The sequence below is a fragment of the Pseudomonas xanthosomatis genome, from assembly GCF_019139835.1.
Classification (GTDB): Bacteria; Pseudomonadota; Gammaproteobacteria; order Pseudomonadales; family Pseudomonadaceae; genus Aquipseudomonas; species Aquipseudomonas fakonensis.
Map to the genome: position 1 here is coordinate 4,392,403 of NZ_CP077075.1, position 25,610 is coordinate 4,418,012.

The window sequence follows — 25,610 nt, forward strand, 5'->3', positions numbered from 1 at the left end:
TATTCGTACATACGTACGGCCCATCATTTGCGAGCGTTCCGATGCCACCTGCTGCTACCACCCGTTGGGCGCGTCATGCGCTTTACCTGCTGTTCCTGCTGCCAGGGCTGACCCTGGCCAGCTGGGTTACCCGCACCCCGGCCCTGCGCGATGGCCTGCAGGCTTCCACCGAACAGATGGGGATGATCCTGTTCGGTTTTTCGGCCGGTGCCATGTGCGGCATTCTTGGCGCCGGCAAGCTGGTCGGGCGGTTTGGCGCCCACCGGGTCATGCGCTGGGGCCTGCTCGGGCTGTCGGCCGGGTTGCTGGTGCTGGCCGCTGGCAGCGAGCTGGACAGCGCCCTGCTGGCCTTTGCCGGGCTATTCGCCTACGGCATGGGCATGGGCGTTGCGGATATTGCGGTGAACATCGAGGGCGCGGCGGTAGAACGCGAGATTGGCCAGCCGATCATGACCACCCTGCATGGTTTCTTCAGCCTCGGCACTCTGGTGGGGGCGTTGGCGGGCATGGCCATGACTGCCCAGGCGATACCGCTGGCCTTACACCTGGGCGCTGCCGCGCTGTTGTCGGCGCTGGCCGTGGTGGTGCTGGCCGCGCATGCGCCGCGAGCCAGCGAACGGGCGACTGACGAGCAACTGGCGAGCGCGGACGCTGACTTCAGCTGGGCAGCACTGCTGGGCGACCGGCGCCTGTTGCTGATCGCCTTCGTGGTGCTGGCCATGGCCCTGGCAGAAGGCGCGGCGAACGACTGGTTGCCGCTGTTGATGATCGATGGCCATGGCTTCGCCGAGACCACCGGCACGCTGATCTACCTGGTGTTCACCGTCGGCATGACTCTGGGGCGTTTTGCCGGGGCGCCGGTGGTGCAGCGCTTTGGCCGCACGCTCACCTTGCGTGCCAGCGCGCTGGTGGGCGCGGCGAGCCTGGCGCTGGTGGTGTTCTGCGATGTGCAGTGGGTGGCGGCAGCCGCCGTGATGCTGTGGGGCATCGGGGCTTCGCTAGGCTTCCCGCTGGCGATCTCGGCGGCGGGCGAAAGCGGCGCATACAGCGACCAACGGGTGCGCCTGGCGGCGACTGCGGGGTACCTGGCGTTTCTGGTGGGACCGCCGTTGCTGGGGTTCATCGGCGAGCATTTTGGCCTGCGCCTGGCGATGCTGCCAGTGTTGACGCTGGTGGCGCTGGCATTCGTGGTGGCCTCGGCGTTGCAGCAAGCGCCGCAACAAAGCAGCCCTGCGCGGTCAGTATAGGAGCTGGCTTGCCAGCGATAGGGCCAGCCGCCTCAGCACAGCAGGCCCGGCCTCATCGCCGGCAAGCCGGCTCTCATAGAACAAACTACAACTCATTGATTTAACGCGATTCCCGTGGGAAGCGGCCTTGCCGGGGCGCCGTCCGGTCGAGATGGGGCGCGAAGCGGCCCCAAGGCCTCGGCCTCATGCAAAATTGCCGGGGCTGCTGCGCAGCCCATCGCGACACGAGGCCGCTTCCCACAGGGGGGGGCGTGGCGCATCTGCGGGACCTGTTCACTGCGCGACAGCGCAGCCCGAAGGGCTGTGTGATCTCCTGCAGGGGATGGCGCCGGCCTTCAGGACACGGCCCTGACCAACCGCAGAATCTCCTCCCGCCCTACCACCACATCGCCCAGCGCATTGTGGATGGTGAAGCCTTCGATCAAGGCATCCACCGCCCGCGCCGCACGTTCATCGAAGTGGATCAGCAAGGCTTGGCGCGACAGCGCCATCCAGTCTTCCATCACGTAGCGGTATTCGGGCCTGCGCGACACGAAGGTGTACAGCTCGAAGATCAGCAGCATCTGCCCCGACGCCTTCCACAAGTCGCCGCAGATCAGGTCGGCCACCAACTCCCGGGCATGCTCGATGTCGCGTGCCTCCTGCAACTGGCGCAGGTACAGGCCGGCAATGCCCTGGGTCATCTTGACGAAGGCCGCGGCGACGATCGCATCGATGCTGTCGAAGTGGTAGGTCATGGTGCCCGGCGACACCTTGGCCTCGCTGGCGATGCGCCGGTAGGTGGCGCACATCGCACCCTCCTGCTGGATCACCCGCAGCGCGGCGTCGACGATGAGGTCCTTGATGTCGTGCTCAGGGGCTTGCTGTTTTTTCGGCCGGGCCATGGTGGTCTCGTTGCGCTGCGTCGGGCAGGAGCATACCAGCTCAATGCCGCCCGGGCCCCGGGCAAAAAAGACGCCCCCATATGTACAGCGCCGGGCCAGCGCTTTGCACGCCCCTGTGGGAGCGGGCTTGCCCGCGAAGCAGGCTGCTGGCGCTGTCCCTTTCGGCCCACGCCACCGGTTTTACCGAACAACGCTCGCAGCAGTTGCTGGACGAACACCAGCAGGCGGTGGCGGCGTATGCCGCCGGGCGCGGCAAACCCGTGCCGCAGATCGTCGACTACCGCTATGGCATGCCGCTGGACGTCGCCCGCCTGGTGCGCCAGTCGGGTGACCCGCGCAACTGCGAGGTGGTGCCGCGGCTGATAACCTTCGAAGACCGCCAGGGCACCTTGCGCACTGTGCGTTATGTGGTGCAGTCGTAGTGCATCAATAACAAGTAGGCGCCGGAGCCTGTTATTGCAGGCCAGGCCCTATCGCCGGCAAGCCGGTTTCTACAGGAGGCGGGTGTTTGGGCGGCGGGTGGTGGCCTGGTAGCCCAGGGCGAGCACGGCCAGCGCCAGCACCGCCAGCAGGCCTATCAGCTCGCGGCTGTAGCGCGCCACCCAGGCGGGCAGGCCGACCACCTCGCGGTACACCTGGATGTCTGCCGTGCCGTCGGCGTAGCGGATACCGATGCCGCCCTGGCGGATCTGCGAGTAGTCGGCATCGAAGTACACCCAGACCTTGCTGGTGCCCGCAGGCTCGATGGCCGGGATCTCGACGCTGCTGGTGGAGGCCTGCACCAGGGTGTCGTTGCCGGCATCGTCACGCACCTGCACCAGGCCTTTGGCCGGCAGGCGGATGGTCACGGCCTTGACCGGCACCTGGCGGTGGTTGGTGAGCTCGATCAGCAGGCCGGTGCGGTGGTCCACCAGGCCGGCCTCGAAGGGCCGGGCGAACAGCTGCAGGTAAGGTGCCTGGGCCAGGTCCACCAGGCGGTCGACCTGGCCGTGGTCGAGCCCGCCGGCGCTGATGCCACTGATGCGCGCGTGCAGGCGTTCGTACTTGAGCAGTTCGTTGGCCTGGCTGATGCGTTCGTTGAACTGGCCCGGGTAGGTGAGGTGGGCGTAGGTGAGCCGCGCCTCAAGGTTGTCGTCTTCGCGCAGCGCGGCGTAGAGCACGGCAGCGGTTGCCACCACGACCAGCAGGCCTACGAGAGATTTACCGACTTTTTCCCAGCTCACCTTGGGGTTCCTTGAATTGGTGTACGCAATGGCTGGCAAAGGGTGCCAATAACCGCAGGCCAGGGCAAGCCTGTACCCGCTTGCTTGCACAGCTACCTGTAGGAGCCGGCTTGCCGGCGATGGGGCCGGCCCTGTAATCACAAGGTTGTGGCCCTTGGTCACCGGCACGCGCCCTATTGCCGGCAAGCCGGCTCCTACAGAGGGCTGTAGCCCCGGGCCAGCAGGCCTGGTACGGCCACCACCAGCATTGCGAAACCTGACAGGGTCAGCAGGCTGAGCACGATGCGCCGGAACGCCACCTCACTGATGCCCAGGTACACCCGCGTGCCCAGCAACGTCGGCAGCAGCATCGCCAGGGCCACCACGGCGAACATCGGCAGCAACGAGACCGTCACCAGCCCGCTGCCGAGATAGGTGAGCATGGTCACCGCGAGCATCGACAGGTTGAAGTTCTGGATCACCGCGCGTTGGGTGTCGCGCTCAAAACCGCGCAAGGTGCACCAGAGCGTCGGCACGGTGCCGGTGAAGCCGCCGATGCCGCCCAGCACCCCGCCGACCATGCCCACCGCGCCATCGGCCAGGCGCCCGCCGCGCAGCCGTGGCAGGCGCGGCGCCAGCAGCATCAGCGGGCACCACACCACCAGCAAGGTGCCGAATACCGCCTTGAACCAGAGCATGTCCAGGTAGGGCAGCACCCACACCCCCAACGGGATGCCCGCCAGCCCGCCCAGCACGAACGGCCACAGCAGCCCCCAACTGAACCCCCGGCGCACGCTGAACACGGCAATCAGCTGGCCGGTGAGGCTGCCGAACACGGTCAGCACCGCTGCCACCCGCGGCTCCAGCCCCCAGGCCCAGAACGACATGGCCACCATGCCGAAGGCAAAGCCGGAAAGGCCCTGTACGAAACCTGCGACGATGGCGCCGAGGGCGATGAGGTAGAGCGGGTCCATGGGGGCTCCTTGCGCGCTGAAGTGAGGGCAGCATTCCCCACCCAGGAGTGGGTGTCTATCCCCAGCTTTGCGGCCGGGCCCGGAACGAGCGCCGCTCAAACCCGTACACCCCCTTGAAACATGTGCCTTCGCGCCATTTGCCGGTTGGCACAACCGTTGCCCCCTTCCCGGTCAAGCTGCTGATGCTGCGCCATTACAACCCGCATCATCACCGCGTTGCCCTTGTAGCCGTTCTGCGCGGTGAAATCGAGCATGTCGTCGTGGATCCTGTGGGTGCTCATGGTTTCGCGCCAGTCGGCAACGAGGCGCTGCAGGACGGCGTCGACCTGCTGGTGGCCGACAAGGCCTGGGATGCCAATGGCCAGCTGTGGTTCAACCCGTTCAACACCAACGGTTTTGTCGGTGACCAGACCCTGGTGAACTTGGGTACGCAAGGACGTGTACCGCATCGGCCCGGATGCCGACTCCTCGGATGCAAATGGCCATTCGCTGCGCGAGTTCGCCGGCACCTACATGCAGAACTGCCACAACACCCAGCATGAAGTCAGCTCGATACTGCTGCGCTGGGATATCGAGCACCCCGGGCAGTTCCAGCTGATGCCCACGCCGCTGCCGGGCTGGGATGGCGTGCAGTATGTCAACTCCGCCGCGCTGCCGACCTTCCGTACCAACAACACCGGCCCGGGCAATGCCGGCAACAACCCGCCCGTGGCGGTGAACGACAGCGCCGCCACCAGCGCCGGCCTGTAGCATGTGGGAGCGGGCTTGCCGGAGTGCCGGACCACCGCGAACACCGGCGCAGCCGGTGCCAGGTTGCAGGCGTTTCAGGCCCCGCGTTGCCGAGCCGACTACGAGAAGCTGGACATGCGCTCGTACGCCACCTCGCCACTGGCCAGCAGCGGCTGCAGGTATGCGGTGTAGGATTCCCAGGTTTCGAACAGCTGCGGGTGCGCCAGCAATTCATCACCCTCGCCGGTGATGTTCAGCAGCATCACCCCCTGCCCGTTGCCGACGATCTCCCGGGCCTTTGCTGCAAAGCCGCTGTGGGTGATCAGGTAACCCAGTGCCACCAGCCCCAGCACGGAGCCCTTTTGCGCGGCGCTGGCGCTGAGCAGGGGTTCTTCGGGGGCGTCGGAGAGCAGCAGGGTCAGGGTGTGCAGGTGGTGCCGGGCGTCATCCACGGACGCTGCGATCTGCCCGCCGTGCAGCAACGCCTGCGCGGCCTGGGCGTGGGCAATGATGTTTTCGTGGGCGAAGTGGTCGTAGGAGGTGAGCAATACCGTGCCAAGGGGGGATGGCTGCTTGGGGAAGTGCTGGGCTTCGGTCATGCGCGCATTCCTCGGGAGTGGATGCTGCCATCAGAGCACGAGAAAGCGGGTGACGCCAAGCGTGGGGCGTTATTTGTGGCGTTTGAAGGTGGGGTTCCATTTGCGGCGCAAGCGTAGGCGAGAGGGGTTGAGACTAGGGATCATCCAGAAGTGGTAGAGGATGAGTGGAATAGACAGCCAAACTATCCATGGGTGCGATTCGATAAGCTCTTGAGGCGGCCAGATTCTGCCTTCGCGGGTGCCAAATATAACGCTGTGGTAGAACACCGCAAAGGCCACGTTGTAAGTGGAGCCGATGAACCCTTTAACCTCTGCGAAACCGCCCCCGGCCAAAAGTAACGAAAGAACTGGAGCAGAAACAACCCCAAAAAAACAAGCATGAGAAAAACTGAAGGAGTCAAGCCCCACCCCCAAGATCACCTGAAAAGGTCCATATCTCTTTTCCAGCGGAAACAATTGACATCATTATTTCTATACCTCCCTATAAAATGGAGTACCACAAAAGCCCAAGCAAACCAAAACAACCAGGCATGCTCCTGCATAACAGCAGGCCGTCGATAGGCATAGAAGTACTTATCCTGCGCCACAACCATCACATGCATAAAGGCAAATATGAAATTATAAAAAATTACAGCCCCATGCCTCAGCTTTTCTTCTCCACGCTTGGTCAGAACACATCGAAGGAGGCGGGAGCCAGCTAGCGCTGCCACCGAGAATAAAATATAGGCAATCAGCATCAGAACGCCCTCAAATCGATTTATTTTCGACCCCAGCGAAATGCGCTGCGGCCGTAAGGTGCCGAGATGGCCCAAGCATGAAAGACCACCATTGCAAAAATCAGTGAATTTACAATCACCAGGTTCCGGTAAAAATCCCCATCAAGGCCGACATCAACATAAAACACCTCATCGTCTTTCAGGAGAATCACATAAAAGGTGCCCGCCAGAAGTGAGAAAAGATGTAGCGCAAGCTTACTCAAGAGGCCGCTCGTCAGAGTGTATAACTTACGTCGAAGCAGCACCGTTACTGGCACATCGACCATCACGAGCAAAATAAATTGATTGAAACTCATTTTTTGTACTCGTCATAAAACTGATAAACGTTCGCGCCATTTGTCGTGATTTCTACCGCTGCCCCCAGCTTGCCTATCTGTCGCACGGCCATTTCCTTGTCAAAATCATGATTCGCATTTAAGACTCACACATCTACTTAAGGAAGGAAAGTTTCCACAGCGGCATGATTTAGCGCCCGCGAAAAGCCACCTCAAAATGACGAAACTGTAAGCTATTTCCATCGCGAAGGCGTTGCCCATGCATGCAAGTAAATCATCACAACCGCAACACCATGAACAAGAAACAAATCCAAATAAACGGAATCACTGCGCTCAAAATCAACATAAATCACCCCATTACCTCTTATCACCCCCATATAAACCAACCCCATCCCAAGGGCAAAAGCGTAGGCAGTCATATACCGCACTACGCCTCCACCATCCATGAAAAAGTATTTCCTTAAGAAAAGCATGGCAAAGAGATCAGCAAGGGCAAACAACAAAAATAGCAAAGCACTCACTTACCACCCTCTTTACAAACAATGACCCGCATAGCAACTTGAGGTTATACCCATAACTCCTGAATCACGCTTTATTCATCGACAAGCTGCTATCCAAGCGTGAAACAAGACCATTACAAATGAGCCCCCATGCACAACGACCAACTCCTGGACATAACCACCCCCATTATTTAACGCCACAGAAATCACGCCCCCTCCCCCGATGATGGTGACATAAACCACCACCATCACAATCGTAAAGATTTTCAAGAGAAAGGCTCGGAACCCACCGCAGCCTTTGAAGAAAAAAAACCTTCTCAAAAACAACGTAACAGCAACATCACCCACAACAAACAACACAAACTCAACGAGACTCATCATCCAACGTTTCCACAAGCTGCTGAGCACTTGCCCAATTCACGCCCATTTCGACATAGAGCGAAAAATTGCTCATCTGCCTAACCGCAATCTCCTTATCCATCTTGTTATATTTGAAAAGCTTCCAAGCCCCGACCTTAGGCACGTTCCGAAACAAGGCACCTACTGACATGGTTATATCGCTCGCCAAGTAGGCTGCTGTACCTTCTCGTTCGGTATACCCGACCGCCTTGGCAGCGCCTTGATAAACTTTTTTGACCGGGCCACTCACATCACTCCGCCCTTCGTACAACCCACGAACGTTCTCATATATATTGTTCCCGCCGTGCGCCATCAACGGCGCCCCTGCGAGCCCACATGCCCAACCCAATGATCCATAACAGATCCCCGCACCGGTTACCATTTGGCCCACACCTCCAATCACCCCAAAAGACTGATAAAGAATGCGTTTCGACTGTGCATATAAGCGATCTCGCTCGTTCCGTAGTTCGATCAATGCATCACCAGCACTTAACTTACGCTCCGACACATCATCCAGAACCCGCCGCGCGTAATAAGCCAGTTCACGATTGAACTGCATCCGCAACCGCCGATCCTTCAAATGCCTGGCACTCAGCCCGCAGCCATAGCTGATAAGCCGGGCGGCCGCGGCATTGACCTCCCAGTACGCCTCGTCCAGCCGGTCACCGTAGGCCTTCATGGCTGCTCCCCCCAGGACGCATGGCCGCTGGTGCTGGCGGCATGGTGGATCCAGCTGATGGTGCGATAGCTGATGAACAGGCGCTCTTCCGCATCCTGGTCAGTTAGCAGTACAGCATGGGGCACATCCAGCTCCTGCGACACGATCAAGGCGCCGCCAAGCTTGACCGTGAAGTACTTTTCCCGGTGGCCGGCTGCGTGAGTGCGGTACAGGTGGATATCGCAGTCGATCACTTCGCGGCCATCCACGGCCTGGGCGAGCAAGGGGGTGGACTTGTCGATGGGTTTGGTGATCATCACGGGTTGGTGAACACCGCGTAATCCATTGGTGGGGTTTGCGACGTTGTGGTTGAACGACAGCACCACAATTTCATCCCGATGATTGAGCTGGCACTTGTTGCCGATGGAATCTTCGCTGGAGCAGCCAGCAGAGATAAGGCCTTGGCGATTGCCTTTGAGGGTCATGTATCCGTGATAAGCCATGCTACGAACTCCCTGTCAGAAAGCCCGCAACTTAATGATTTGAACAACGCTTGCATGTCGGACGCTTCCGAAAATACGCACATCAAAAGTAACCAAGTACGACAGACAATGACCGCCAGGCATACCCAGCACTAAATCGCGAGAATAAAAAAAACCGCTTTCGGTAACCCGAAGGCGGTTTAAAGGGTGTTGCAACTGCTATTCAGCGTTCGTCCTTGCCCTGCACTGCGGGCAATTGCCCCTGGATCATCGCCTTGGCCATGCCGCTGAGGTAGTAGGTGGCGCGCATCAGGGTCTTGGCTTCGCTGGGCTTTTGCAGCGCCTGGCGGGTGAGTGTGCTGATGCAGCCCAGCATGATCGAGGTTTCTTCCAGCACCTCCTTGATGGGCAGGCCGGGTATGGCCTGTACCCAATCGCGGGGGCCGCGCTTGCCGGCGTATTGCACCAGGCTCACGATGCCCTGCCCGCCCTCGCCCTTCGACTGATCGTCATTGCCCATGGCCTACCCCCTGTGAGTTGTGTGCGCTACCAGCCAAGGCTGGCCTGGCCGGTTGAGAAAAGTTGGAGCTCGCCGCCGCTTGGCAACCCAAGCCTTAAGGCCTGGCCGCACGGTCCGTGTGCGGCCCCTTTTTTGCCACTTGGCCGGATGGTTTGGGTGCCGGGGGCGGCAAGCAGGGCGAGACTAAAACTGTTGCGGCGGCGGTTACAACGAGGTTGGCGGGGAAATGGGTCCTTTGGGAAATGGACTACGTTTGCGTGGGAAACGTCCTTCAAGATTGGGCTGGTTGGGTGGGCTTGGTAAGTGCTGCAGCACCTTGTAGGAGCAACTGTCTTGTGTTGGTTGTGCCGGCCTCATCGCCGGCAAGCCGGCTCCTACAGGTACAACACAGGCCTGAAGCAAACGGCGTACCTGTGGGAGCGGGTTTACCGGAGTGTCCGACCACCGCGAAGCAGACCACGCGGTGCCTGGCACCGGCTGCGCCGGTGTTCGCGGCTAAAGCCGCTCCTACAGGGACCGCATGGCCTTGACGCCGGCGCTGTACCTGCACAGCCTTGCCGCTTGGGCTAGGATGACGGCTGGTCATTTGGAGCCCACCGCCGCCATGCCCAGAACGCGCAAAGCCACCGACCCGTCCTACGAGTTGATGGACGACCATGAAGGCCATTCGCTGATCTACCGCCAGCACGGCTTCCCCAGCCCGCTGGTGCGCTGGCACTTTCACAAGGAGTACGAGCTGCACCTGATCGTCGCCAGCGCCGGCAAGGTGTTCATCGGCGACTACATCGGCAACTTCGCCCCCGACACGCTGTTTCTCACCGGGCCGAACCTGCCGCACAACTGGATCAGCCAGCTGGCGCCGAACGAGGTGGTGGGCAAGCGCGACATGCTGGTGAACTTCACCGACGAGGTGCTCGAGGACGGCAGCCAGGTGTTCTCCGAACTGCACCAGCTGGCCCCGCTGCTGGCCCGGGCGCGCTATGGCATCGAGTTTCGCGACCCGGCGCTGATCCGCGACAGCCGCCAGCTGCTGCAACGCATCGCCGACAGCCGCGGCATGACCCGGCTGGGATACTTTTTTATCCTGATGGAACAGCTGGCGGCCTGCGAGGATTACCAGTTGCTGTCTACCGTCACCTCCTCGCAGTTGGCCGACGAGCTGAACGTCGAGCGCATCAACCGGGCGGTGGACTACATCTTCCAGCACTACGCCCAGGACCTCACCCAGCACGAAGTGGCCGAGCACCTGGGCATGACCACCACGTACTTTTCGCGGTTCTTCAAACAGGCCGCCGGGCGCGGCTTTGTCGAATTCGTCAACCGGCTGCGGGTGAGCAAGTCGTGCGAGCTGCTGGCCAAGGGCGAGCTGCCGGTGACCGAGGTGTGCTTTGAATCGGGGTTCAGCAATTTGTCCAACTTCAACCGGCGGTTCCAGCAGTTGAAGGGGATGACGCCTTCAAGTTACCGCAGCCTGGTGACGCAGCGGTTGACCGAGCAGAACCGGGTTTGAGCGGGCGGGTTTCTGGCGAATGGCCGGGGGTTGGGATGACGACGTGGGAGCAGGCTTGCCCCGCGATGGATGGCACCGGCTGCGCCGGTATCGCGGGCAAGCCCGCTCCCACAGAGGTCGCATCACTGCAAAAAAGTATCAGCCTATGTGCAGGCAAGGCTTTGTGGGCAGCGTCCTACAAGGTTGTAATCGGTAGCGAGCGACACAAAAACAATAATGTCTTCCGTGCCGTCATCCCCGGCCCGGTAAGGGAGTTCATGATGAACGACTCGATCAAGGCCTGTGTGGCCGCCGCTTGCCTGGGCCTGGCGCTGAGCGCCCAGGCCGCCGAAACCCTGACCATCGCCACGGTCAACAACAACGACATGATCCGCATGCAGCGCCTGGCCAAGGTGTTCGAACAGCAGCACCCGGACATCAGCCTGAAGTGGGTGGTACTGGAAGAAAACGTGCTGCGCCAGCGCCTGACCACCGACATCGCCACCCAGGGCGGGCAGTTCGACGTGCTGACCATCGGCATGTACGAAGCCGCGCTGTGGGGCGCCAAGGGCTGGCTGGCGCCGATGACCGAGCTGCCCGCCGATTACAACCTCGATGACGTGTTCCCCTCGGTGCGCGAAGGCCTGTCGGCCAATGGCACCCTGTACGCCCTGCCCTTCTACGCCGAAGCCTCGATCACCTATTACCGCAAGGACCTGTTCGCCAAGGCCGGCTTGAGCATGCCCGAGCAGCCGACCTGGACCCAGCTGGCCGAATACGCCGCCAAGCTCAACCACCCCGACCAAGGCCAGTACGGTATATGCCTGCGCGGCAAGGCCGGCTGGGGCGAGAACATGGCGCTGATCGGCACCCTGGCCAACGCCTTCGGCGCGCGCTGGTTCGATGAAAAATGGCAGCCGCAGTTCGACACCAGCGAATGGCAGAAGGCGCTGAACTTCTACGTCAGCAGCATGACCCAGTACGGCCCGCCCGGCGCCTCGAGCAACGGCTTCAACGAAAACCTGGCGCTGTTCAATAGCGGCAAGTGCGCCATGTGGGTGGACGCCAGCGTGGCCGGCTCGTTCGTCACCGACAAGAGCCAGAGCAAGGTGGCCGACCAGGTGGGCTTCACCTTCGCGCCCAAGGAAGTCACCGACAAGGGGGCTTCGTGGCTGTACTCCTGGGCGCTGGCGATCCCCACCAGCGCCAAGCACAAGGACGCCGCCAAAGCCTTCAGCACCTGGGCCACCTCCGAGGCCTACGGCAAGCTGGTGGCCGAAAAAGAAGGCGTGGCCAACGTGCCGCCGGGCACCCGCGCCTCCACCTACAGCGACGCCTACCTGGCCGCCGCGCCGTTTGCCAAGGTGACGCTTGAGTCGCTCAAGCGCGTGGACCCCAAGCACCCCACCCTCAAGCCCGTGCCCTATGTGGGCATCCAGCTGGTGACCATCCCCGAGTTCCAGGCCATCGGCACCCAGGTGGGCAAGCTGTTCGCCGCCGCCCTTACCGGGCAAATGGACGTGGAGCAGGCGCTGGCCGCCGCGCAGCAGTCCACCGCCCGCGAGATGAAGCGCGCCGGCTACCCCAAGTAGCCCGCAGCCAAACCCTGCCACGCCCTGCCCCGGCGTGGCGCATTTCGCCGCACTGATCACATCGGAGTCGCCATGAACACTACGGCCCTCGACACCCCGAGCCAGGCCCGCGCACGCCCCGGCAAACGCCGCGTCGGCCCCGGCTGGTTTCTGGTCAGCCCCTCGGTGGCGCTGCTGCTGTTGTGGATGATCGTGCCCCTGGGCATGACCCTGTATTTCTCGCTGATCCGCTACAACCTGCTGTACCCCGGCGAGAACGAATTCGTCGGCCTGGAGAACTTCAGCTTCTTCGTCACCGACCCAGGCTTCATGCCCGGCGCACTCAACACCCTGGTGCTGGTAGCCAGCGTGCTGGCCATCAGCGTGGTGCTGGGGGTGCTGATTGCCGCTTTGCTCGAGGCCGGCGAGTTCTGGGGCCGGGGCGTGGTGCGGGTGCTGCTGATTTCGCCGTTTTTCATCATGCCCACGGTCAGCGCGCTGCTGTGGAAGAACCTGATATTGCACCCGGTGTCGGGCATTCTCGCCGCGCTGTGGCGGCTGTTCGGCGCACAGCCCGTGGACTGGCTGGCGCACCACCCGTTGTTGTCGATCATCCTGATCGTGTCATGGCAATGGCTGCCGTTCGCCATTCTGATTCTGATGACCGCCATGCAGTCGCTGGACCAGGAGCAAAAAGAAGCCGCGCGGCTGGATGGCGCCGGGCCCTTGGCGATCTTCTGGCACCTGACCCTGCCGCACCTGGCCAGGCCGATTGCCGTGGTGGTGATGATCGAGACGATCTTCTTGCTGTCGGTATTCGCCGAGATTTTCACCACCACCAGCGGCGGCCCGGGTTTCGAGTCCACCAACCTGGCCTACCTGATCTACAACCAGGCACTGCTGCAGTTCGACGTGGGCATGGCCTCGGCGGGCGGGCTGATTGCCGTGCTGATCGCCAACATCGCCGCCATCGTGCTGGTACGCATGATCGGCAAGAACCTGACCGAACGCAGCTGAGGAGCCCGCCATGCCGACACTCAAGCAAACCCGCCGGCTGCACAACACGCTGCTGGGCCTGTTGTGCTGGGGCATCGCCCTGGTGATGTTCTTCCCGATCCTGTGGATGCTGCTGACCAGCTTCAAGACCGAGCTGGACGCCTTTGCCACACCGCCGCAGTTCATCTTTGTGCCGACCCTGGAAAACTACCTGCACATCAACGAGCGCAGCGACTACTTCGCCTATGCCTGGAACTCGGTGTTCATCTCGTTTTCGGCAACCCTGCTGTGCCTGCTGATCGCGGTGCCGGCGGCGTATTCCATGGCGTTTTTCGAAAGCCGCCACACCAAGCGCACGCTGCTGTGGATGCTGTCGACCAAGATGCTGCCGCCGGTGGGGGTGTTGATGCCGATCTACCTGCTGGCCAAGCAGTTCGGCCTGCTGGATTCGCGCCTGGCGCTGATCATCGTGTACACCCTGGTGAACCTGCCGATCGTGGTGTGGATGGTGTACACCTACTTCAAGGATATCCCGGTGGACATCCTCGAGGCTGCGCGGCTGGACGGGGCCGGCACCTGGCAGGAGATCGTGCGGGTGCTGTTGCCGATTGCCCGCGGCGGGCTGGCCTCGACCTTGTTGCTGTCGTTGATTCTGTGCTGGAACGAGGCGTTCTGGTCGTTGAACTTGACCTCGTCGGCTGCGGCGCCGTTGACGGCGTTGGTGGCCTCGTACTCCAGCCCCGAGGGGCTGTTCTGGGCCAAGCTTTCGGCCGTATCGACCCTGGCCTGCGCGCCGATACTGATTTTTGGCTGGGTCAGCCAGAAGCAGCTGGTGCGCGGGCTTTCGTTCGGGGCCGTCAAATGATTACCCGCCATTCACGGGCTACGTGGGAGCGGGCTTGCCCCGCAATCACCGGCAAAGCCGGTGCCATCCACCGCATCGCGGGGCAAGCCCGCTCCCACGCCAATTACGTTTTCGCCTCTGAAAAGGACACCCTCCATGGCTGACCTGAAAATCCGCAACCTGCACAAAGGCTTCGATGGCCACACCATCATCAAAGGCATCGACCTGGACGTGCGCGACCGTGAGTTCGTGGTGTTCGTCGGCCCCTCGGGCTGCGGCAAGTCCACCCTTTTGCGGCTGATCGCCGGGCTTGAAGAGGTGAGCAGCGGCCAGATCACCCTGGATGGCGCCGACATCACCGACACCGCCCCGGCCAAGCGCGACCTGGCCATGGTGTTCCAGACCTACGCCCTGTACCCGCACATGACCGTGCGCAAGAACCTGTCGTTTGCCCTGGACCTGGCCGGCGTGGCCAAGCAGGAGGTAGCCAGCAAGGTGGACAACGCCGCGCGCATTCTTGAGCTGCAACCGCTGCTGGAACGCAAGCCGCGCCAGTTGTCTGGTGGCCAGCGCCAGCGGGTGGCGATTGGCCGGGCGATCGTGCGCAACCCGAAAATCTTCCTGTTCGACGAGCCGCTGTCCAACCTCGACGCCGCCCTGCGCGTGCAGATGCGCCTGGAGCTGGCGCGCCTGCACCAGGAGCTGGCCGCGACCATGATCTACGTGACCCACGACCAGGTCGAGGCAATGACCCTGGCCGACAAGGTGGTGGTGCTCAACGGCGGGCGCATCGAGCAGGTGGGCTCGCCGCTGGAGCTTTACCACCACCCGGCCAACCTGTTTGTGGCGGGCTTTCTCGGCACACCGAAAATGGCCCTGCTGCGCGGGCACCTGAGCCGCAACCAGGGCAGCCAGTGCGAGGTGGCGCTGGAGTGCGGCGCGCGCATCGCCTTGCCGCTGTGCGCAGGCGAGCTGGCCACCGGCAGCCAGGTGACCCTGGGCATCCGCCCCGAACACCTGGAGATCGGCCAGGGCCCGCTGCAGGTGACCGCCGACGTGAGCGAGCGGCTGGGCAGCGACACCTACTGCCACGTGCGCGCCGCAAGCGGCGAGATGCTCACCGTGCGGGTACGCGGCGACTTCGCCCCGGGCTTTGGCGAAAGCCTGCAACTGGGCTTCGCCCCCCTGCACTGCCACCTGTTCGACAGCAACGGCCAAGCCCTCGACAAACGACTGCAGCACGTAGCCTAAGGACCCCAGGATGAAACTGAACCCGCACAACCTCGGGCAACTGCCGGCCGGCATCGCCCGCCCCACCTACGACCCGGCGCAACTGCGCCAGGGCATCGTGCACATTGGCGTTGGTGGTTTTCACCGCGCCCACCAGGCCGCCTACACCGACGCCCTGATGAACCGCGGCGAAGGCCTGGACTGGGCCATCTGCGGCGCCGGCCTGCGCAGCGAGGACCGCGCCATGCACGATGCCCTGGCCGGGCAAGGCTACCTGTACACTCTGTACGAGCTGGGCGACGGCCCCGGCACCGAAGTGCGGGTGATCGGCGCGCTCAACGGCATGCTGCTGGCCGAAGACGGCGCCGAGGCGCTGCTGCAGAAACTGGCCGAGCCCGGCATTCGCATCGTCTCGTTGACCATCACCGAGGGCGGCTACTGCATCGACGACAGCAGTGGCGAATTTCGCGCCGACCTGCCGCTGATCCAGCACGACCTGGCCAACCCGCACACCCCGCGCAGCGTTTTCGGCTATTTGTGCGAAGCCCTGCGCCGGCGCCGCGAGGCCGGCAGCGGGCCGTTCACGGTGATGTCCTGCGATAACCTGCCGCACAACGGCGAGGTGACGCGCAAGGCGCTGCTGGCCTTTGCCCAACTGCTGGACCCGGAGCTTGCCCGCTGGGTCGACAGTAACGTCGGCTTCCCCAACGCCATGGTCGACCGCATCACCCCGATGACCAGCGCGGCGCACCGCCAGCAGCTGCTGGAGCGCCACTGCATCGACGACGCCTGGCCGGTGGTGTGCGAGCCGTTTTTGCAGTGGGTGGTGGAGGACAAGTTCGTCGCCGGGCGCCCGGCCTGGGAGAAGGTGGGCGTGCAGTTTACCGACGATGTCACGCCCTACGAGGCGATGAAAATCAAGCTGCTTAACGGCAGCCACCTGGCGCTGACCTATCTGGGCTTTTTGCAGGGCTACCGCTTCGTTCACGAAACCCTGGCCGACCCGCTGCTGCACCGCTACATGCGCGCGTTCATGGATTTGGACGTTACCCCGCAACTGGCCCCGGTGCCGGGCATCGACCTGGCCCGCTACAAAGACAGCCTGACCGAGCGCTTTGCCAACCGCGCCATCGCCGACCAGCTGGAGCGGGTGTGCTCGGACGGCTCGTCGAAATTCCCCAAGTTCATCGTGCCCACCGCCAACCGCCTGATCGCAGACGGCCAGCCGCTGGAGCGGGTGGCGCTGGTGGTGGCGGCCTGGGCCTTGTACCTGCGCGGCGTGGATGAAAACGGCAGCAAGTACGCCATCCCCGACCCACGCGCCGCCGACTGCCAGGCGCGGGTGGTGCAGCGCGATGGCCTGGCCGCCCGGGTGCTGGGCGACGAGGCGATTTTCGGCACAGCGATCCCGGCGAGCCGGGCCTTTGTCAGTGCCTTCGAGCAGCAGTACGACAGCCTGCGTGAACACGGCGTGAGCGAAACCCTGCGCCGGGTGCTCGGCGACTGACCCGGAGCCCGCTGCAATGGACGGACTGTTTATTGGTATCGACTGCGGCACCCAGGGCACCAAGGCCCTGGTGCTGGACGCCGGCAGCGGCCAGGTGCTGGGCCTGGGCAGCGCCGCCCACGCTCCGCCGCAAGGGCGCGATGGCCGGCGCGAGCAGGACCCGGCGGACTGGCTGGCGGCGTTGCGGGTGGCGGTGGCCGAGGCACTGCGCTCGGCCGGCGTCGATGGCCAGGCGATCCGCGGGTTGGCGGTGTCTGGCCAGCAGCACGGGCTGGTGCTGCTCGACGCCCAGGGGCAGGTGTTGCGCCCGGCCAAGCTGTGGTGCGACACCGAGACTGTGGCCGAAAACAACGAGCTGCTCGCGGCCTTCGGCGGTGCGCAGGGCTCGCTGGAGCGCCTGGGGCTGGTGATCGCGCCGGGCTATACCTTGTCGAAGTTGCTGTGGACCCAGCGCCAGCACCCCGACCTATTCGCCCGCCTGGCGCACATTCTGCTGCCCCACGACTACCTCAATTACTGGCTCACGGGCCGCGCCTGCAGCGAGCCCGGCGATGCCTCCGGCACCGGCTACTACGACGTGCGCCGGCGCACCTGGGCGGCCGATGTGCTGCAGCGCATCGAGCCGGGCGAGCGCCTGGTTGCGGCGCTGCCCGAGCTGGTCGAGCCCGGCGCGTGCATCGGCAGCTTGCGCCAGCAGGCTGCTGCCGCACTGGGCTTGAACCCGCAAGCGTGGGTGGCCAGCGGTGGCGGCGACAACATGCTCGGCGCCATCGGCACCGGCAATATCGCCCCCGGCATGATCACCATGAGCCTGGGCACCTCCGGCACTTTGGCCGCCTTTGCCGACCAACCCCAGGTGAGCGCCCAGGGCGAAGTGGCGACCTTTTGCGCCTCCAGCGGTGGCTGGCTGCCGCTGATCTGCACCATGAACCTCACCAGCGCCTGCGCCCTGGTGCGCGACCTGCTGGAGCTGGACCTGGAGCACTTCACCACCCTCGCCGCCCAGGCGCCGATCGGCGCCGACGGCTTGCTGATGCTGCCGTTCTTCGACGGTGAGCGGGTGCCGGCGCTGCCCGCGGCCAGCGCCAGCCTGCACGGCATGACCAGCGCCAACCTGACCCGCGCCAACCTGTGCCGGGCGGTGCTGGAAGGCACCTGCTTCAGCCTGCGCTACGGCCTCGACCTGCTGCGCGCCAGCGGGCTGCAAGGCAGCGAAATACGCCTGGTGGGCGGCGCGGCGAAAAGCCCGTTGTGGCGCCAGGTGCTGGCCGATTTGCTCGGCGTGCCGCTGGTGTGCCCGCAGCAGACCGAGGCCGCGGCACTGGGGGCGGCGATACAGGCGGCATGGAGCCTGGGCCGCCAGTTCGGCCGCAGCGACAGCCTTGATGTGTTGTGCCAGCGCTGCGTGGCGCTGGACGAAAGCACCCGCACCCTGCCCCACCCCGCGCGCCAGGCCGCCTACGCGCTTGCCTACCAGCGCTATCGTGACCACTTGCCCGCGCACTGAGCGCCGGGCGCAACTTTTATAGAGGGGAACAGCATGTACCTGGTGTGTGGCGAGGCCCTGTTCGATGTATTCAGCCAGGCCACCAGCAGCCGCAGCGGCGAGCTGGGGTTTACCGCAATTGCCGGCGGCTCGCCGTTCAACGTGGCGGTGGGCTTGCGCCGGCTGGGGGTGGAGGCGGCGCTGTTCGGCGGGTTGTCCAGTGACTACCTCGGCGCCCGGCTGCGGCGGGTGCTGGAGGAGGAACAGGTGGACTGCCGCCATGTGGTGACCAGCGATGCGCCGACCACCCTGGCCATGGTCGGGCTGGATGCCAACGGTTCGGCGCAGTACCAGTTTCGCGGGGAAGGGTGTGCCGACCGGCAGGTACGCTTGGAGCACTTGCCAGTGCTGGGCGACAGCGTGCGCGGGCTGCATGTCGGCTCCTACACCTTGGTGGTCACGCCTGTGGCCGAGACCTTGCTGGCGTTGGTGCAGCGCGAGCGGGAGCGGCGGCTGATCAGCCTGGACCCGAACGTGCGCCTGAACCCGCAGCCGGATGTGGCGCTGTGGCGTCGGCAGGTGGAGGCGTTTGCCGGGCATGCGCACCTGATCAAGGCCAGCGAGGAAGACCTGGCACTGCTGTACCCCGGGCGCGATGCCGGGGATGTGGCGCGGGGGTGGTTGAACGAGCGGTGCCGGTTGGTGTTCGTCACCCATGGGGCGGATGGGGCCAGCGTGCATTGTGCGCACGGCTCGTGGCAGCGGCCGGCGGATGCGTCGTTGCCGGTACACGATACGGTCGGTGCGGGGGATACCTTCCAGGCCGCGGTGCTGGCTTGCCTGGTGCGCCTTGGGGCAGACAGCCCGGCGGGGGTGGCCGGGCTGGGGCGCGATAGCATCGATGCGATGCTGGCGTACGCAATTCGCGCCGCGGCGGTGACCTGCTCGCGGGTGGGGCCGGATTTGCCGTTTGAGCGGGAGTTGCGGCCTATGGGCCCGTTGTAGGAGCGGCCTTGTGCCGCGATGGGCTGCGCAGCAGCCCCAGCAATCGTGCCTGAGGCAGAGTTCCCGGGGCCGCTTCGCAGCCCATCGCGGCACAAGGCCGCTCCTACAGGTGATGCGTATCCCCGGTACTATGCGGTCGCTGTAAGAGCCGGCTTGCCGGCGATGGCGCTATAGGCTCTAACGCGGCACTTCATGCAAACCACCCATACCCAAACACCCTCAAAACCTCGGATACTCCCCCCGCCTGCCACCACCCGGACACCCGGCGATGACCCTCTTCTACCTCAAGCTGTGCATCACCCCGCTGCTGATGTGGGCCGTGTCCCTGGCCTCGCGCCGCTGGGGCGGCCTGCTCGGCGGCTTGTTGTCCGGCCTGCCGATCACCTCGGCGCTGGTGATGACCTTCCTGTGTTTGGAGCAAGGCAGCGCCTTTGCCCTGCACGCCGTGCCCGGCGCCCTCGGCGGCCTGGCGGCGGTGCAGGCCACCTATGCCTTCTACCTGTTCAGCACCCGCCGGCTGGGCATTGCCATGGCCGCCCCGCTGGCGCTGCTGTTTTACGCCGCTGCCGCCTACACCTTCACCCACTGGGGCACATTGGCGCTGTCGATCGGCGTCGCCCTGCTGCTGATCGCCGTGCTGATTCACGCCACCGGCCGCGAACCCAAGCCCGACACCCTGGCCCGCCCGCGCCAGCGCATCTGGGAAATCCCACTGCGCATGGCATCTGCCACCGCGCTGCTGATGGTCATCACCAGCCTGGCCAGCTGGCTGGGCCCGGCCGCCAGCGGCATGCTCGCGCCGATCCCGGTGATCGCCTGGCCGCTGGTGGTGTTCGCCCACGTGCAAGGCGGGCGCGCCGGCATGGCTGCCATGGTGCGCGGCAATGCCATAGGCGCGGTGGGGGTGATTGCGTTCTACCTGGTGGTGGCCGGGTTGCTGGAGCGCCTGGGCATTGTCGCCACCTTTACCCTGGCCGTGGTGCTGGCGGTGGTGATTACCGTGGCGGTGGCCGCCGCGCTGCGCAAACGCTGAGCGCCGGCCGCCCACCCAACATGTGATGAAAAGGAGTTCGACACACGCCATGCATGCATTCAAAGCAAAGCTTATTGACCGTTACCAGCAAGCGTCCATCCCCCAGCGCTTCTATGGCGCGGCCCTTGCCGTCTACCTGGTTGGCTTCGTGCTGTTCTGGAAGCAGGGTTTCACTGCCCTCAACAACGTGAGCACCCTGGCCTGCGCGTTGATCGTCTGCGGCTTCGTCAGCTGGTGCTACCCGTTTTTGCGCTGGCTGCATGGGGCCTGGGAAAAACCCCTGGCCAAGACCCCCATCGTCATCCTGCACCTGCTGGTGCTGCTGATCGCCACCGCCTGCGCGCGGCATGCCGTCAGTGAAAGCCTGGGGCTGCCGCCGCAGAGCTTCGACCTGAGCGTCGCCTTGCTGGCCTTGTTGTTCTACATACCGGCCTGGCTGGGGGTGCTGGCGGCGGTCATCCTGCCCTTTGCGTTTGTGGGTTGGGTTGTCGCCTTGCTCGGCCTGGGCCTGGATTTTATCTGGCAGCAACTCACCGGCCCGTTCAACGGGTTCGGCTACAAACCTGTGCTGAAAGATCACCTCGGCCCGGTGCTGTTCCATTGCACCGGCGCACTGATGGGCGCGGTGTTGCTCACCGCCAGCTTCGGCTACTTCACCGAGAACTTCAGCCCGACGTTCAAGGCCGTGACCCAGGTGATCGCCCTGCGTAGCGATTTCCACCAAGCCCCGCACTACCCCGGCGTACAACCCGGCGAATGGGTGCACCCGCTGGAGAACGGCTACATCGCCTTTGCCCGCCAGCTCGACGACCACAGCACCGAGTTTGGCGTGCGGGTACAGGCTACCGACGCCCCCGAGGCGGTGGTGCAGACGCTGGCTTCGCCCAAGTCGACGATCAGCGCCCTGTTCGCCAGCCTGCACGACACACTGCAACAATGGCTGGCGCAACCACCACCCGCCAATTGATGCCTTAACGCCACTACGGCATGATGCGCGCCACACCCACAGCCCAGGACAGCACCGTGCGCGCCACCCCCTTCCCGACCTTTCGCGATACCCCGGCCCGCCCGTCCTTCCTGGCGAGCCTGGCCCTGCTGCTGCTGGCCGTGGCCGTGTGCGTTGCCGGCGGCATGGCTGCCGGCTACCAGGGCGGCGTGCTGCCCCGGCCCGGCGAGGTGACCTGGGCGATGATCCAGGCCGGCATGCCCTACTCCGCCTGCGGGCTGCTGGTGCTGTTTGCCTGGCAGCATGTGCGCGGCGGCATCTTCAAGGCATTCGTCGGCGAGCGCGTGCTCGGCCCGCTGGCCAACGGCCTGCTGCGCCTGGCGCTGCCCCTGGGCATCGGCTATGCGGTGATGCGCGACCAGGGCATGGCGTCAGAGCCGTACCTGACCCACCTGTTCGACGGCCTGGCCCCCGGGCAGGTGCAACGCCTGGTGCTGCAGCTGGTGCTGTTCACCGCCATTACCGAAGAACTGCTGCTGCGCCATTACTTCATGGGCGTGCTGGGGTGGCAGGACGGCGGCTGGTGGAAATGGGCCGCGATCGGTGCCAGTGCGGCGGTGTACATGAGCTTGCCGCTGCCGTACGAGAGTGCTTGGGCGTTGGTGTTGCTGATGGCGATTGGCGTGATTATCGGGATTGCGCGGGTGAACAGCCGCGGGATGTTGGTGCCGATTGTGCTGCATGGCGCAGCGGTGGGTGGGGTGTTGGCGGTGGGGCATTGGCAGTTGGCATAGATGTGTGCAGTAGCTGCTGCAAGAGAATGACCGCATGAGCTGGCATGGGCAACCTCGGAGCGCATGCCCTGATGCGGATCGACAATGGCAACCCCCACCCGCAGCCATTACGATACCCCCACGACTCAAGGCCACGCCCACCAGCGGCGCCGCCAACCGACAGGACAATTGCGCCAAGGGCGCTTCAAGGATGTTGATGAACTCGCAAGCCATCGTGCGCTACTGGCACGCCGTCGAATTGTTGCAACCCCAGGCCGCGCCCGCCCTGAAGAAACGCGACAAACCGGGAGCTCCCTACTTCCATGACCTGAACAGCACCAGCCCTCTACCCTGGATGCCCGGCAACCCCATTGCCCGTGAGCAGTTGCCGAAAAACCGGGTGTGGAGCCACACCTTTTACCTGCACCTGTACGACAGCCAGCACGTCGCCTCCCAGCTCGCAGCACTCTACGGTGCCGACGAGGGTTACCGTGAGCCGCAACGTCGGCAGTCGGCATTGTACGCACTGAAGTTCAGCGAACAGGGTCTGCTGGTGGCCGACAGCCTGGTTCTGTCGAGTGAAGCCTGGTTTGTGGGCCGTGCACTCAACCGTCTCGACTGGACCCACGGTTTCGAAGAGGCACAAGACAGCCTGCGTCGCGAGGCCAACAGCCTACTCGGCGGCGTGGTGCAACCCGAAGACCTGGAACACATGACCGCCCTAGTGCGCCAGGCGCTACAACTAGATGCCTTCTTTGGCCCCCTGCTGCGGCGAAACCGTGTGCGCAGCGCACCGATCAATCCTCAGAAGCCGCCGCAGGAAGACGACCCGCTCAACAGCTTTTTGCTCGACGATCTGGCACGTGTGGCCGAGGCTCTGGCCCGAGACGAATGCAGCGCCCCCCTGGCCCACTACTTGAGCCGGCACGACCCGGGCCCGCGCCTGCACCTGGACCAGCCTGGCGCCGACCTGGCGCTGATCGACCGCCTGGCGCCCAGCCGATATGCCAGCGGTTGCTGGCCAGCGGAGCGGCACCTAGGCCTGGTGCATTCGCAACAGTTGGCGGTGAACAGCCTGCTGCACACGCTGACCGACAGCAGCGGCGTTATGGGCGTGAACGGCCCGCCCGGCACCGGCAAGACCACCCTGCTGCGCGACCTGATTGCTGCCGTGGTCACCCAGCGCGCTGATGTGTTGGCCAGTTTCGGCAAGGCCTCGGCAGCGTTCTTGCCGAACGGGCGCGAGACCGCCAACGACGGCGGCCGTGAGCGTTTTGCCTTCGCCATGGACCCACGTCTGTTCGGTTTCGAGATGGTGGTGGCGTCTTCAAATAACGGCGCAGTTGAAAACGTTACCCTAGAGCTGCCCCAGCGCGATAAGGTAGACGACAGCTGGCTGCCGGATGCCGAGTATTTCAGCGAGCTGGCCGAACTGGCCAGCGGTAAGCCGGCCTGGGGCCTGATCTCGGCGGCGTTGGGCAGTAAACGCAAGCGCACCGAGTTCGTTGACCGTGTGTTCTACGGCAAACGCCCCAACAACCCCGTAGCGCCCAAGCCCGCAGAAGCCGCTGCGGCCATGATCGATGAAGACCTCTACAGCCCCGACAGCGACACCGAAAACGGCCCCGAGAAGTCCGACGACGAGCCACCGGTACAAGGGCTGAGGCAGTGGCTGAACGATCAGGCTGGCGAAATGGCCAAGCTGTCATCGGCAGGCAAAGCCGCCCTGTGGCGCGACGCGGTGCAGGAATACCAGGCCGCCAAAGCCGATGAACAGGCCATCCGCCAACAGGTCAGCGGTATTCTTGAACACGTGCGTGCCGTGCTGACGCACAGGCAGCATATTCGCCAGTTGGAACAACGGCGACTGGACCACCTGGCCAAGCACCAAAGCCTGGCTGACCAGTGTCACGACCTGGAAGCGCGTCAGCACGCCCCTGCGCGCGAGCAGTTGCAACGGGAAATGCAGGCGCTTGGGGCACACTTGGACAAAAAGCCCAGCCTGCTGGCCAACCTGCTCAGCCTGTGGGGCGCACAGCGCAACTGGGCCGCCCGCCAACGCCTGTTCGAAGGTGCTCACGTGCTAGCCAAGGATGCGTTCGACAGCAGCCAACGCCAATTGCAGCAGTTGGCCGCACAACAAGCCGAAGTGCAGAAGCAACTGGTGGCGGATGAGCAGCAGATCAACCAGGCCGTGCACCAGGCTAGCCAACAGCTCGATCACGCCCGGCAGTTGGCCCGGCTCGGCGGCGCCGAACACTTGCACCAATGGCTCGACCAGGGCCTGCTCGGTCGGGGCGAGCAGATTGAACTGGCCGAACCCTGGGTACTGGCTGGTTGGCGCGAAGCCCGCGCCAAGGTATTCATCCAAGCCCTGAAGCTGCACCGCACCTTCCTGCGCATCGAGGCCAAGCGCATGAACATGAACCTGACGTTCATCACCAGCCTGCTAACCGGTGGGCGTTACGGTGGGCTGTCGGCGCAGGCGCTGCGCTCGGCCTGGGCCTCACTGTTCATGGTGGTCCCGGTGCTAAGCAGTACCTTCGCCTCGTTCGCCCGCTCGTTCGGCAGCCTGGGCTGCGGCCAGATCGGTTGGCTGCTGGTAGACGAGGCCGGCCAAGCTACCCCTCAAGCCGCCGTGGGTGCGCTATGGCGAGCCCGCCGTGCCGTGCTGGTGGGGGACCCGCTGCAGCTGGAGCCGATCGTTACCGTGGCCGACGCCGTGCTGGAGCACATGCGTAGCTGCTACGAGGTGGACAACCACTGGCTGCCCAACCGCCAGTCCGCCCAGACCCTTGCCGATCAGGCCACCCCCTGGGGCCGCATGGCCGGGCCCAGCGGGCAGAAGTGCTGGGTAGGCCTACCGCTGGTGGTGCACCGCCGCTGTGACGCACCCATGTTCGAACTGGCCAACCGCATCGCCTACGACGGCGCCATGGTGTATGGCACCCGCGCACCCTCGGCCGCCAAGGAAACCCCTGCTCGCTTGCTGACTGGCTGGCTTCACGCCAGCGGGGGCTCGTCCGGTAACTGGGTGGATGAAGAGGGTCGGGCGTTGACGCGTCTGCTGGCGCGCTTGCAGGAAGAAGGCGTGGACGACAACAGCATCGCCGTGATTACTCCATTCCAGGACGTACGTAACAATCTGGCCGAACTGCTGGCTGCCAAGACCGTATACGGCACCATTCACACCATGCAGGGCAAGGAAGCCGCTGTGGTCATTCTGGTGCTGGGTGGCAACAGCGAGACCGACGGCGCGCGCAACTGGGCAGTGTCGCAGCCCAACCTGCTGAACGTTGCCGCCACTCGTGCCAAGCGGAGGCTGTATGTGATCGGGGACCGGCATGACTGGCAGCAGCGCAAGCTGTTCTGCGATGTGATGGATTTGCTGCCAGTGCATCCACCGCTGGAAGTGCGAGGTCACAGCACTGTGTGAGACAGCTTTAATCGCCAGCGCCCTTCAACACACTATCGGTATGGGCTTG

26 protein-coding genes and 1 pseudogene are annotated in these 25,610 nt (G+C 64.0%); 15 read left to right on the forward strand and 12 right to left on the reverse strand.

Features of this window, described 5'->3' with window-relative positions:
• The first annotated feature begins 41 nt into the window (after window positions 1–41).
• Window positions 42–1,247 (forward strand): MFS transporter, encoded by a 1,206-nt coding sequence (locus KSS93_RS19290; protein ID WP_217885552.1) that lies wholly within the window; start codon window positions 42–44, stop codon window positions 1,245–1,247.
• 335 nt (window positions 1,248–1,582) lie between these two features.
• On the opposite strand, the gene KSS93_RS19295 is transcribed toward KSS93_RS19290, so the two are convergent.
• Entirely contained in the window at window positions 1,583–2,131 is a 549-nt protein-coding gene (locus KSS93_RS19295; RefSeq protein ID WP_217885553.1) for a TetR/AcrR family transcriptional regulator, read from the reverse strand.
• An 80-nt stretch (window positions 2,132–2,211) separates the two neighbouring features.
• Here KSS93_RS19295 and KSS93_RS19300 point away from each other — a divergent pair, with 80 nt between their 5' ends.
• Window positions 2,212–2,553, forward strand: a complete 342-nt coding sequence (locus tag KSS93_RS19300; RefSeq protein ID WP_217885554.1) for a DUF2790 domain-containing protein — start codon at window positions 2,212–2,214, stop codon at window positions 2,551–2,553.
• Window positions 2,554–2,622: 69 nt separating this feature from the next.
• Here KSS93_RS19300 and KSS93_RS19305 read toward each other — a convergent pair whose 3' ends face one another.
• The 3 genes from KSS93_RS19305 to KSS93_RS19315 all read right to left on the reverse strand — a co-directional run bounded on the left by KSS93_RS19305 (window position 2,623) and on the right by KSS93_RS19315 (window position 4,741).
• Entirely contained in the window at window positions 2,623–3,354 is a 732-nt protein-coding gene (locus KSS93_RS19305; RefSeq protein ID WP_217885555.1) for a hypothetical protein, read from the reverse strand.
• Window positions 3,355–3,548: 194 nt separating this feature from the next.
• Entirely contained in the window at window positions 3,549–4,307 is a 759-nt protein-coding gene (locus KSS93_RS19310; protein WP_217885556.1) for a sulfite exporter TauE/SafE family protein, read from the reverse strand.
• A 95-nt stretch (window positions 4,308–4,402) separates the two neighbouring features.
• Window positions 4,403–4,741 (reverse strand): hypothetical protein, encoded by a 339-nt coding sequence (locus KSS93_RS19315; protein ID WP_217888814.1) that lies wholly within the window; start codon window positions 4,739–4,741, stop codon window positions 4,403–4,405.
• On the opposite strand from KSS93_RS19315, the pseudogene KSS93_RS19320 reads away from it, so the two are divergent.
• Window positions 4,731–5,057, forward strand: a pseudogene (locus tag KSS93_RS19320) (cupredoxin domain-containing protein); the annotation flags it as partial. The gene KSS93_RS19315 and the pseudogene KSS93_RS19320 sit on opposite strands and share 11 nt — an antisense overlap.
• 98 nt (window positions 5,058–5,155) lie before the next feature.
• On the opposite strand, the gene KSS93_RS19325 reads toward KSS93_RS19320, so the two are convergent.
• The 8 genes from KSS93_RS19325 to KSS93_RS19360 all read right to left on the reverse strand — a co-directional run bounded on the left by KSS93_RS19325 (window position 5,156) and on the right by KSS93_RS19360 (window position 9,245).
• The gene (locus KSS93_RS19325) at window positions 5,156–5,635 is read right to left on the reverse strand and encodes a hypothetical protein (protein ID WP_217839269.1); all 480 of its coding nucleotides are present in this window, start codon (window positions 5,633–5,635) and stop codon (window positions 5,156–5,158) included.
• A gap of 416 nt (window positions 5,636–6,051) precedes the next feature.
• Window positions 6,052–6,372, reverse strand: coding sequence for a hypothetical protein (locus KSS93_RS19330; protein WP_217885557.1), 321 nt, complete (start codon window positions 6,370–6,372; stop codon window positions 6,052–6,054).
• Between the two features lie 20 nt (window positions 6,373–6,392).
• Window positions 6,393–6,707: a hypothetical protein gene (locus KSS93_RS19335; protein WP_217839271.1), complete on the reverse strand. Its 315-nt coding sequence runs from the start codon at window positions 6,705–6,707 to the stop codon at window positions 6,393–6,395.
• A 212-nt stretch (window positions 6,708–6,919) separates the two neighbouring features.
• Window positions 6,920–7,207 (reverse strand): hypothetical protein, encoded by a 288-nt coding sequence (locus KSS93_RS19340; protein WP_217885558.1) that lies wholly within the window; start codon window positions 7,205–7,207, stop codon window positions 6,920–6,922.
• 75 nt (window positions 7,208–7,282) lie between these two features.
• Window positions 7,283–7,567: a hypothetical protein gene (locus tag KSS93_RS19345; RefSeq protein WP_217885559.1), complete on the reverse strand. Its 285-nt coding sequence runs from the start codon at window positions 7,565–7,567 to the stop codon at window positions 7,283–7,285.
• Window positions 7,551–8,264, reverse strand: a complete 714-nt coding sequence (locus KSS93_RS19350; RefSeq protein ID WP_217885560.1) for a DUF4225 domain-containing protein — start codon at window positions 8,262–8,264, stop codon at window positions 7,551–7,553. The genes KSS93_RS19345 and KSS93_RS19350 overlap by 17 nt, the downstream gene beginning before the upstream one ends.
• The gene (locus KSS93_RS19355; RefSeq protein WP_217885561.1) at window positions 8,261–8,746 is read right to left on the reverse strand and encodes an Hcp family type VI secretion system effector; all 486 of its coding nucleotides are present in this window, start codon (window positions 8,744–8,746) and stop codon (window positions 8,261–8,263) included. Before KSS93_RS19355 ends, KSS93_RS19350 begins: the two co-directional genes overlap by 4 nt.
• Window positions 8,747–8,948: 202 nt before the next feature.
• The gene (locus tag KSS93_RS19360) at window positions 8,949–9,245 is read right to left on the reverse strand and encodes a DUF3077 domain-containing protein (protein WP_217885562.1); all 297 of its coding nucleotides are present in this window, start codon (window positions 9,243–9,245) and stop codon (window positions 8,949–8,951) included.
• A 604-nt stretch (window positions 9,246–9,849) separates the two neighbouring features.
• Between KSS93_RS19360 and KSS93_RS19365 the strand changes: the two genes are divergently transcribed.
• The 12 genes from KSS93_RS19365 to KSS93_RS19420 all read left to right on the forward strand — a co-directional run bounded on the left by KSS93_RS19365 (window position 9,850) and on the right by KSS93_RS19420 (window position 25,561).
• A complete protein-coding gene (locus tag KSS93_RS19365; RefSeq protein ID WP_217839277.1) occupies window positions 9,850–10,755 on the forward strand; it encodes an AraC family transcriptional regulator in 906 nt (301 codons plus the stop codon).
• A 260-nt stretch (window positions 10,756–11,015) separates the two neighbouring features.
• The gene (locus tag KSS93_RS19370) at window positions 11,016–12,326 is read left to right on the forward strand and encodes an ABC transporter substrate-binding protein (RefSeq protein ID WP_217885563.1); all 1,311 of its coding nucleotides are present in this window, start codon (window positions 11,016–11,018) and stop codon (window positions 12,324–12,326) included.
• A 72-nt stretch (window positions 12,327–12,398) separates the two neighbouring features.
• Window positions 12,399–13,322, forward strand: a complete 924-nt coding sequence (locus tag KSS93_RS19375) for a carbohydrate ABC transporter permease (protein ID WP_217885564.1) — start codon at window positions 12,399–12,401, stop codon at window positions 13,320–13,322.
• Window positions 13,323–13,332: 10 nt separating this feature from the next.
• Window positions 13,333–14,166, forward strand: a complete 834-nt coding sequence (locus KSS93_RS19380) for a carbohydrate ABC transporter permease (RefSeq protein WP_217839280.1) — start codon at window positions 13,333–13,335, stop codon at window positions 14,164–14,166.
• A 135-nt stretch (window positions 14,167–14,301) separates the two neighbouring features.
• Entirely contained in the window at window positions 14,302–15,396 is a 1,095-nt protein-coding gene (locus KSS93_RS19385) for an ABC transporter ATP-binding protein (protein ID WP_217885565.1), read from the forward strand.
• A gap of 10 nt (window positions 15,397–15,406) precedes the next feature.
• The gene (locus KSS93_RS19390) at window positions 15,407–16,882 is read left to right on the forward strand and encodes a mannitol dehydrogenase family protein (RefSeq protein ID WP_217885566.1); all 1,476 of its coding nucleotides are present in this window, start codon (window positions 15,407–15,409) and stop codon (window positions 16,880–16,882) included.
• 16 nt (window positions 16,883–16,898) lie between these two features.
• On the forward strand, window positions 16,899–18,389 hold the full coding sequence (xylB, locus tag KSS93_RS19395) for a xylulokinase (protein ID WP_217885567.1): 1,491 nt from the start codon (window positions 16,899–16,901) through the stop codon (window positions 18,387–18,389).
• 33 nt (window positions 18,390–18,422) lie between these two features.
• The gene (locus tag KSS93_RS19400; RefSeq protein ID WP_217885568.1) at window positions 18,423–19,373 is read left to right on the forward strand and encodes a carbohydrate kinase family protein; all 951 of its coding nucleotides are present in this window, start codon (window positions 18,423–18,425) and stop codon (window positions 19,371–19,373) included.
• Between the two features lie 268 nt (window positions 19,374–19,641).
• On the forward strand, window positions 19,642–20,406 hold the full coding sequence (locus KSS93_RS19405) for a hypothetical protein (RefSeq protein WP_217885569.1): 765 nt from the start codon (window positions 19,642–19,644) through the stop codon (window positions 20,404–20,406).
• A gap of 49 nt (window positions 20,407–20,455) precedes the next feature.
• A complete protein-coding gene (locus tag KSS93_RS19410; RefSeq protein ID WP_217885570.1) occupies window positions 20,456–21,373 on the forward strand; it encodes a hypothetical protein in 918 nt (305 codons plus the stop codon).
• A gap of 56 nt (window positions 21,374–21,429) precedes the next feature.
• Window positions 21,430–22,146, forward strand: coding sequence for a CPBP family intramembrane glutamic endopeptidase (locus KSS93_RS19415; protein WP_217885571.1), 717 nt, complete (start codon window positions 21,430–21,432; stop codon window positions 22,144–22,146).
• A gap of 196 nt (window positions 22,147–22,342) precedes the next feature.
• Entirely contained in the window at window positions 22,343–25,561 is a 3,219-nt protein-coding gene (locus tag KSS93_RS19420; protein WP_217885572.1) for a DEAD/DEAH box helicase, read from the forward strand.
• Window positions 25,562–25,610: the final 49 nt, after the last annotated feature.

What these genes read in the sequence shown, in the direction of transcription:
- KSS93_RS19290 (WP_217885552.1), top strand. Translation starts at nt 42, where the DNA reads ATGCCACCTGCTGCTACCACCCGTTGGGCGCGTCATGCGCTTTACCTG.
- KSS93_RS19325 (WP_217839269.1), bottom strand. Translation starts at nt 5,635, where the DNA reads ATGACCGAAGCCCAGCACTTCCCCAAGCAGCCATCCCCCCTTGGCACG.
- KSS93_RS19385 (WP_217885565.1), top strand. Translation starts at nt 14,302, where the DNA reads ATGGCTGACCTGAAAATCCGCAACCTGCACAAAGGCTTCGATGGCCAC.
- KSS93_RS19350 (WP_217885560.1), bottom strand. Translation starts at nt 8,264, where the DNA reads ATGAAGGCCTACGGTGACCGGCTGGACGAGGCGTACTGGGAGGTCAAT.
- KSS93_RS19370 (WP_217885563.1), top strand. Translation starts at nt 11,016, where the DNA reads ATGAACGACTCGATCAAGGCCTGTGTGGCCGCCGCTTGCCTGGGCCTG.
- KSS93_RS19295 (WP_217885553.1), bottom strand. Translation starts at nt 2,131, where the DNA reads ATGGCCCGGCCGAAAAAACAGCAAGCCCCTGAGCACGACATCAAGGAC.
- KSS93_RS19410 (WP_217885570.1), top strand. Translation starts at nt 20,456, where the DNA reads ATGCATGCATTCAAAGCAAAGCTTATTGACCGTTACCAGCAAGCGTCC.
- KSS93_RS19330 (WP_217885557.1), bottom strand. Translation starts at nt 6,372, where the DNA reads ATGCTGATTGCCTATATTTTATTCTCGGTGGCAGCGCTAGCTGGCTCC.
- KSS93_RS19355 (WP_217885561.1), bottom strand. Translation starts at nt 8,746, where the DNA reads ATGGCTTATCACGGATACATGACCCTCAAAGGCAATCGCCAAGGCCTT.
- KSS93_RS19405 (WP_217885569.1), top strand. Translation starts at nt 19,642, where the DNA reads ATGACCCTCTTCTACCTCAAGCTGTGCATCACCCCGCTGCTGATGTGG.
- KSS93_RS19400 (WP_217885568.1), top strand. Translation starts at nt 18,423, where the DNA reads ATGTACCTGGTGTGTGGCGAGGCCCTGTTCGATGTATTCAGCCAGGCC.
- KSS93_RS19335 (WP_217839271.1), bottom strand. Translation starts at nt 6,707, where the DNA reads ATGAGTTTCAATCAATTTATTTTGCTCGTGATGGTCGATGTGCCAGTA.
- KSS93_RS19300 (WP_217885554.1), top strand. Translation starts at nt 2,212, where the DNA reads ATGTACAGCGCCGGGCCAGCGCTTTGCACGCCCCTGTGGGAGCGGGCT.
- KSS93_RS19420 (WP_217885572.1), top strand. Translation starts at nt 22,343, where the DNA reads ATGAACTCGCAAGCCATCGTGCGCTACTGGCACGCCGTCGAATTGTTG.
- KSS93_RS19310 (WP_217885556.1), bottom strand. Translation starts at nt 4,307, where the DNA reads ATGGACCCGCTCTACCTCATCGCCCTCGGCGCCATCGTCGCAGGTTTC.
- xylB (WP_217885567.1), top strand. Translation starts at nt 16,899, where the DNA reads ATGGACGGACTGTTTATTGGTATCGACTGCGGCACCCAGGGCACCAAG.
- KSS93_RS19375 (WP_217885564.1), top strand. Translation starts at nt 12,399, where the DNA reads ATGAACACTACGGCCCTCGACACCCCGAGCCAGGCCCGCGCACGCCCC.
- KSS93_RS19390 (WP_217885566.1), top strand. Translation starts at nt 15,407, where the DNA reads ATGAAACTGAACCCGCACAACCTCGGGCAACTGCCGGCCGGCATCGCC.
- KSS93_RS19345 (WP_217885559.1), bottom strand. Translation starts at nt 7,567, where the DNA reads ATGATGAGTCTCGTTGAGTTTGTGTTGTTTGTTGTGGGTGATGTTGCT.
- KSS93_RS19365 (WP_217839277.1), top strand. Translation starts at nt 9,850, where the DNA reads ATGCCCAGAACGCGCAAAGCCACCGACCCGTCCTACGAGTTGATGGAC.
- KSS93_RS19380 (WP_217839280.1), top strand. Translation starts at nt 13,333, where the DNA reads ATGCCGACACTCAAGCAAACCCGCCGGCTGCACAACACGCTGCTGGGC.
- KSS93_RS19360 (WP_217885562.1), bottom strand. Translation starts at nt 9,245, where the DNA reads ATGGGCAATGACGATCAGTCGAAGGGCGAGGGCGGGCAGGGCATCGTG.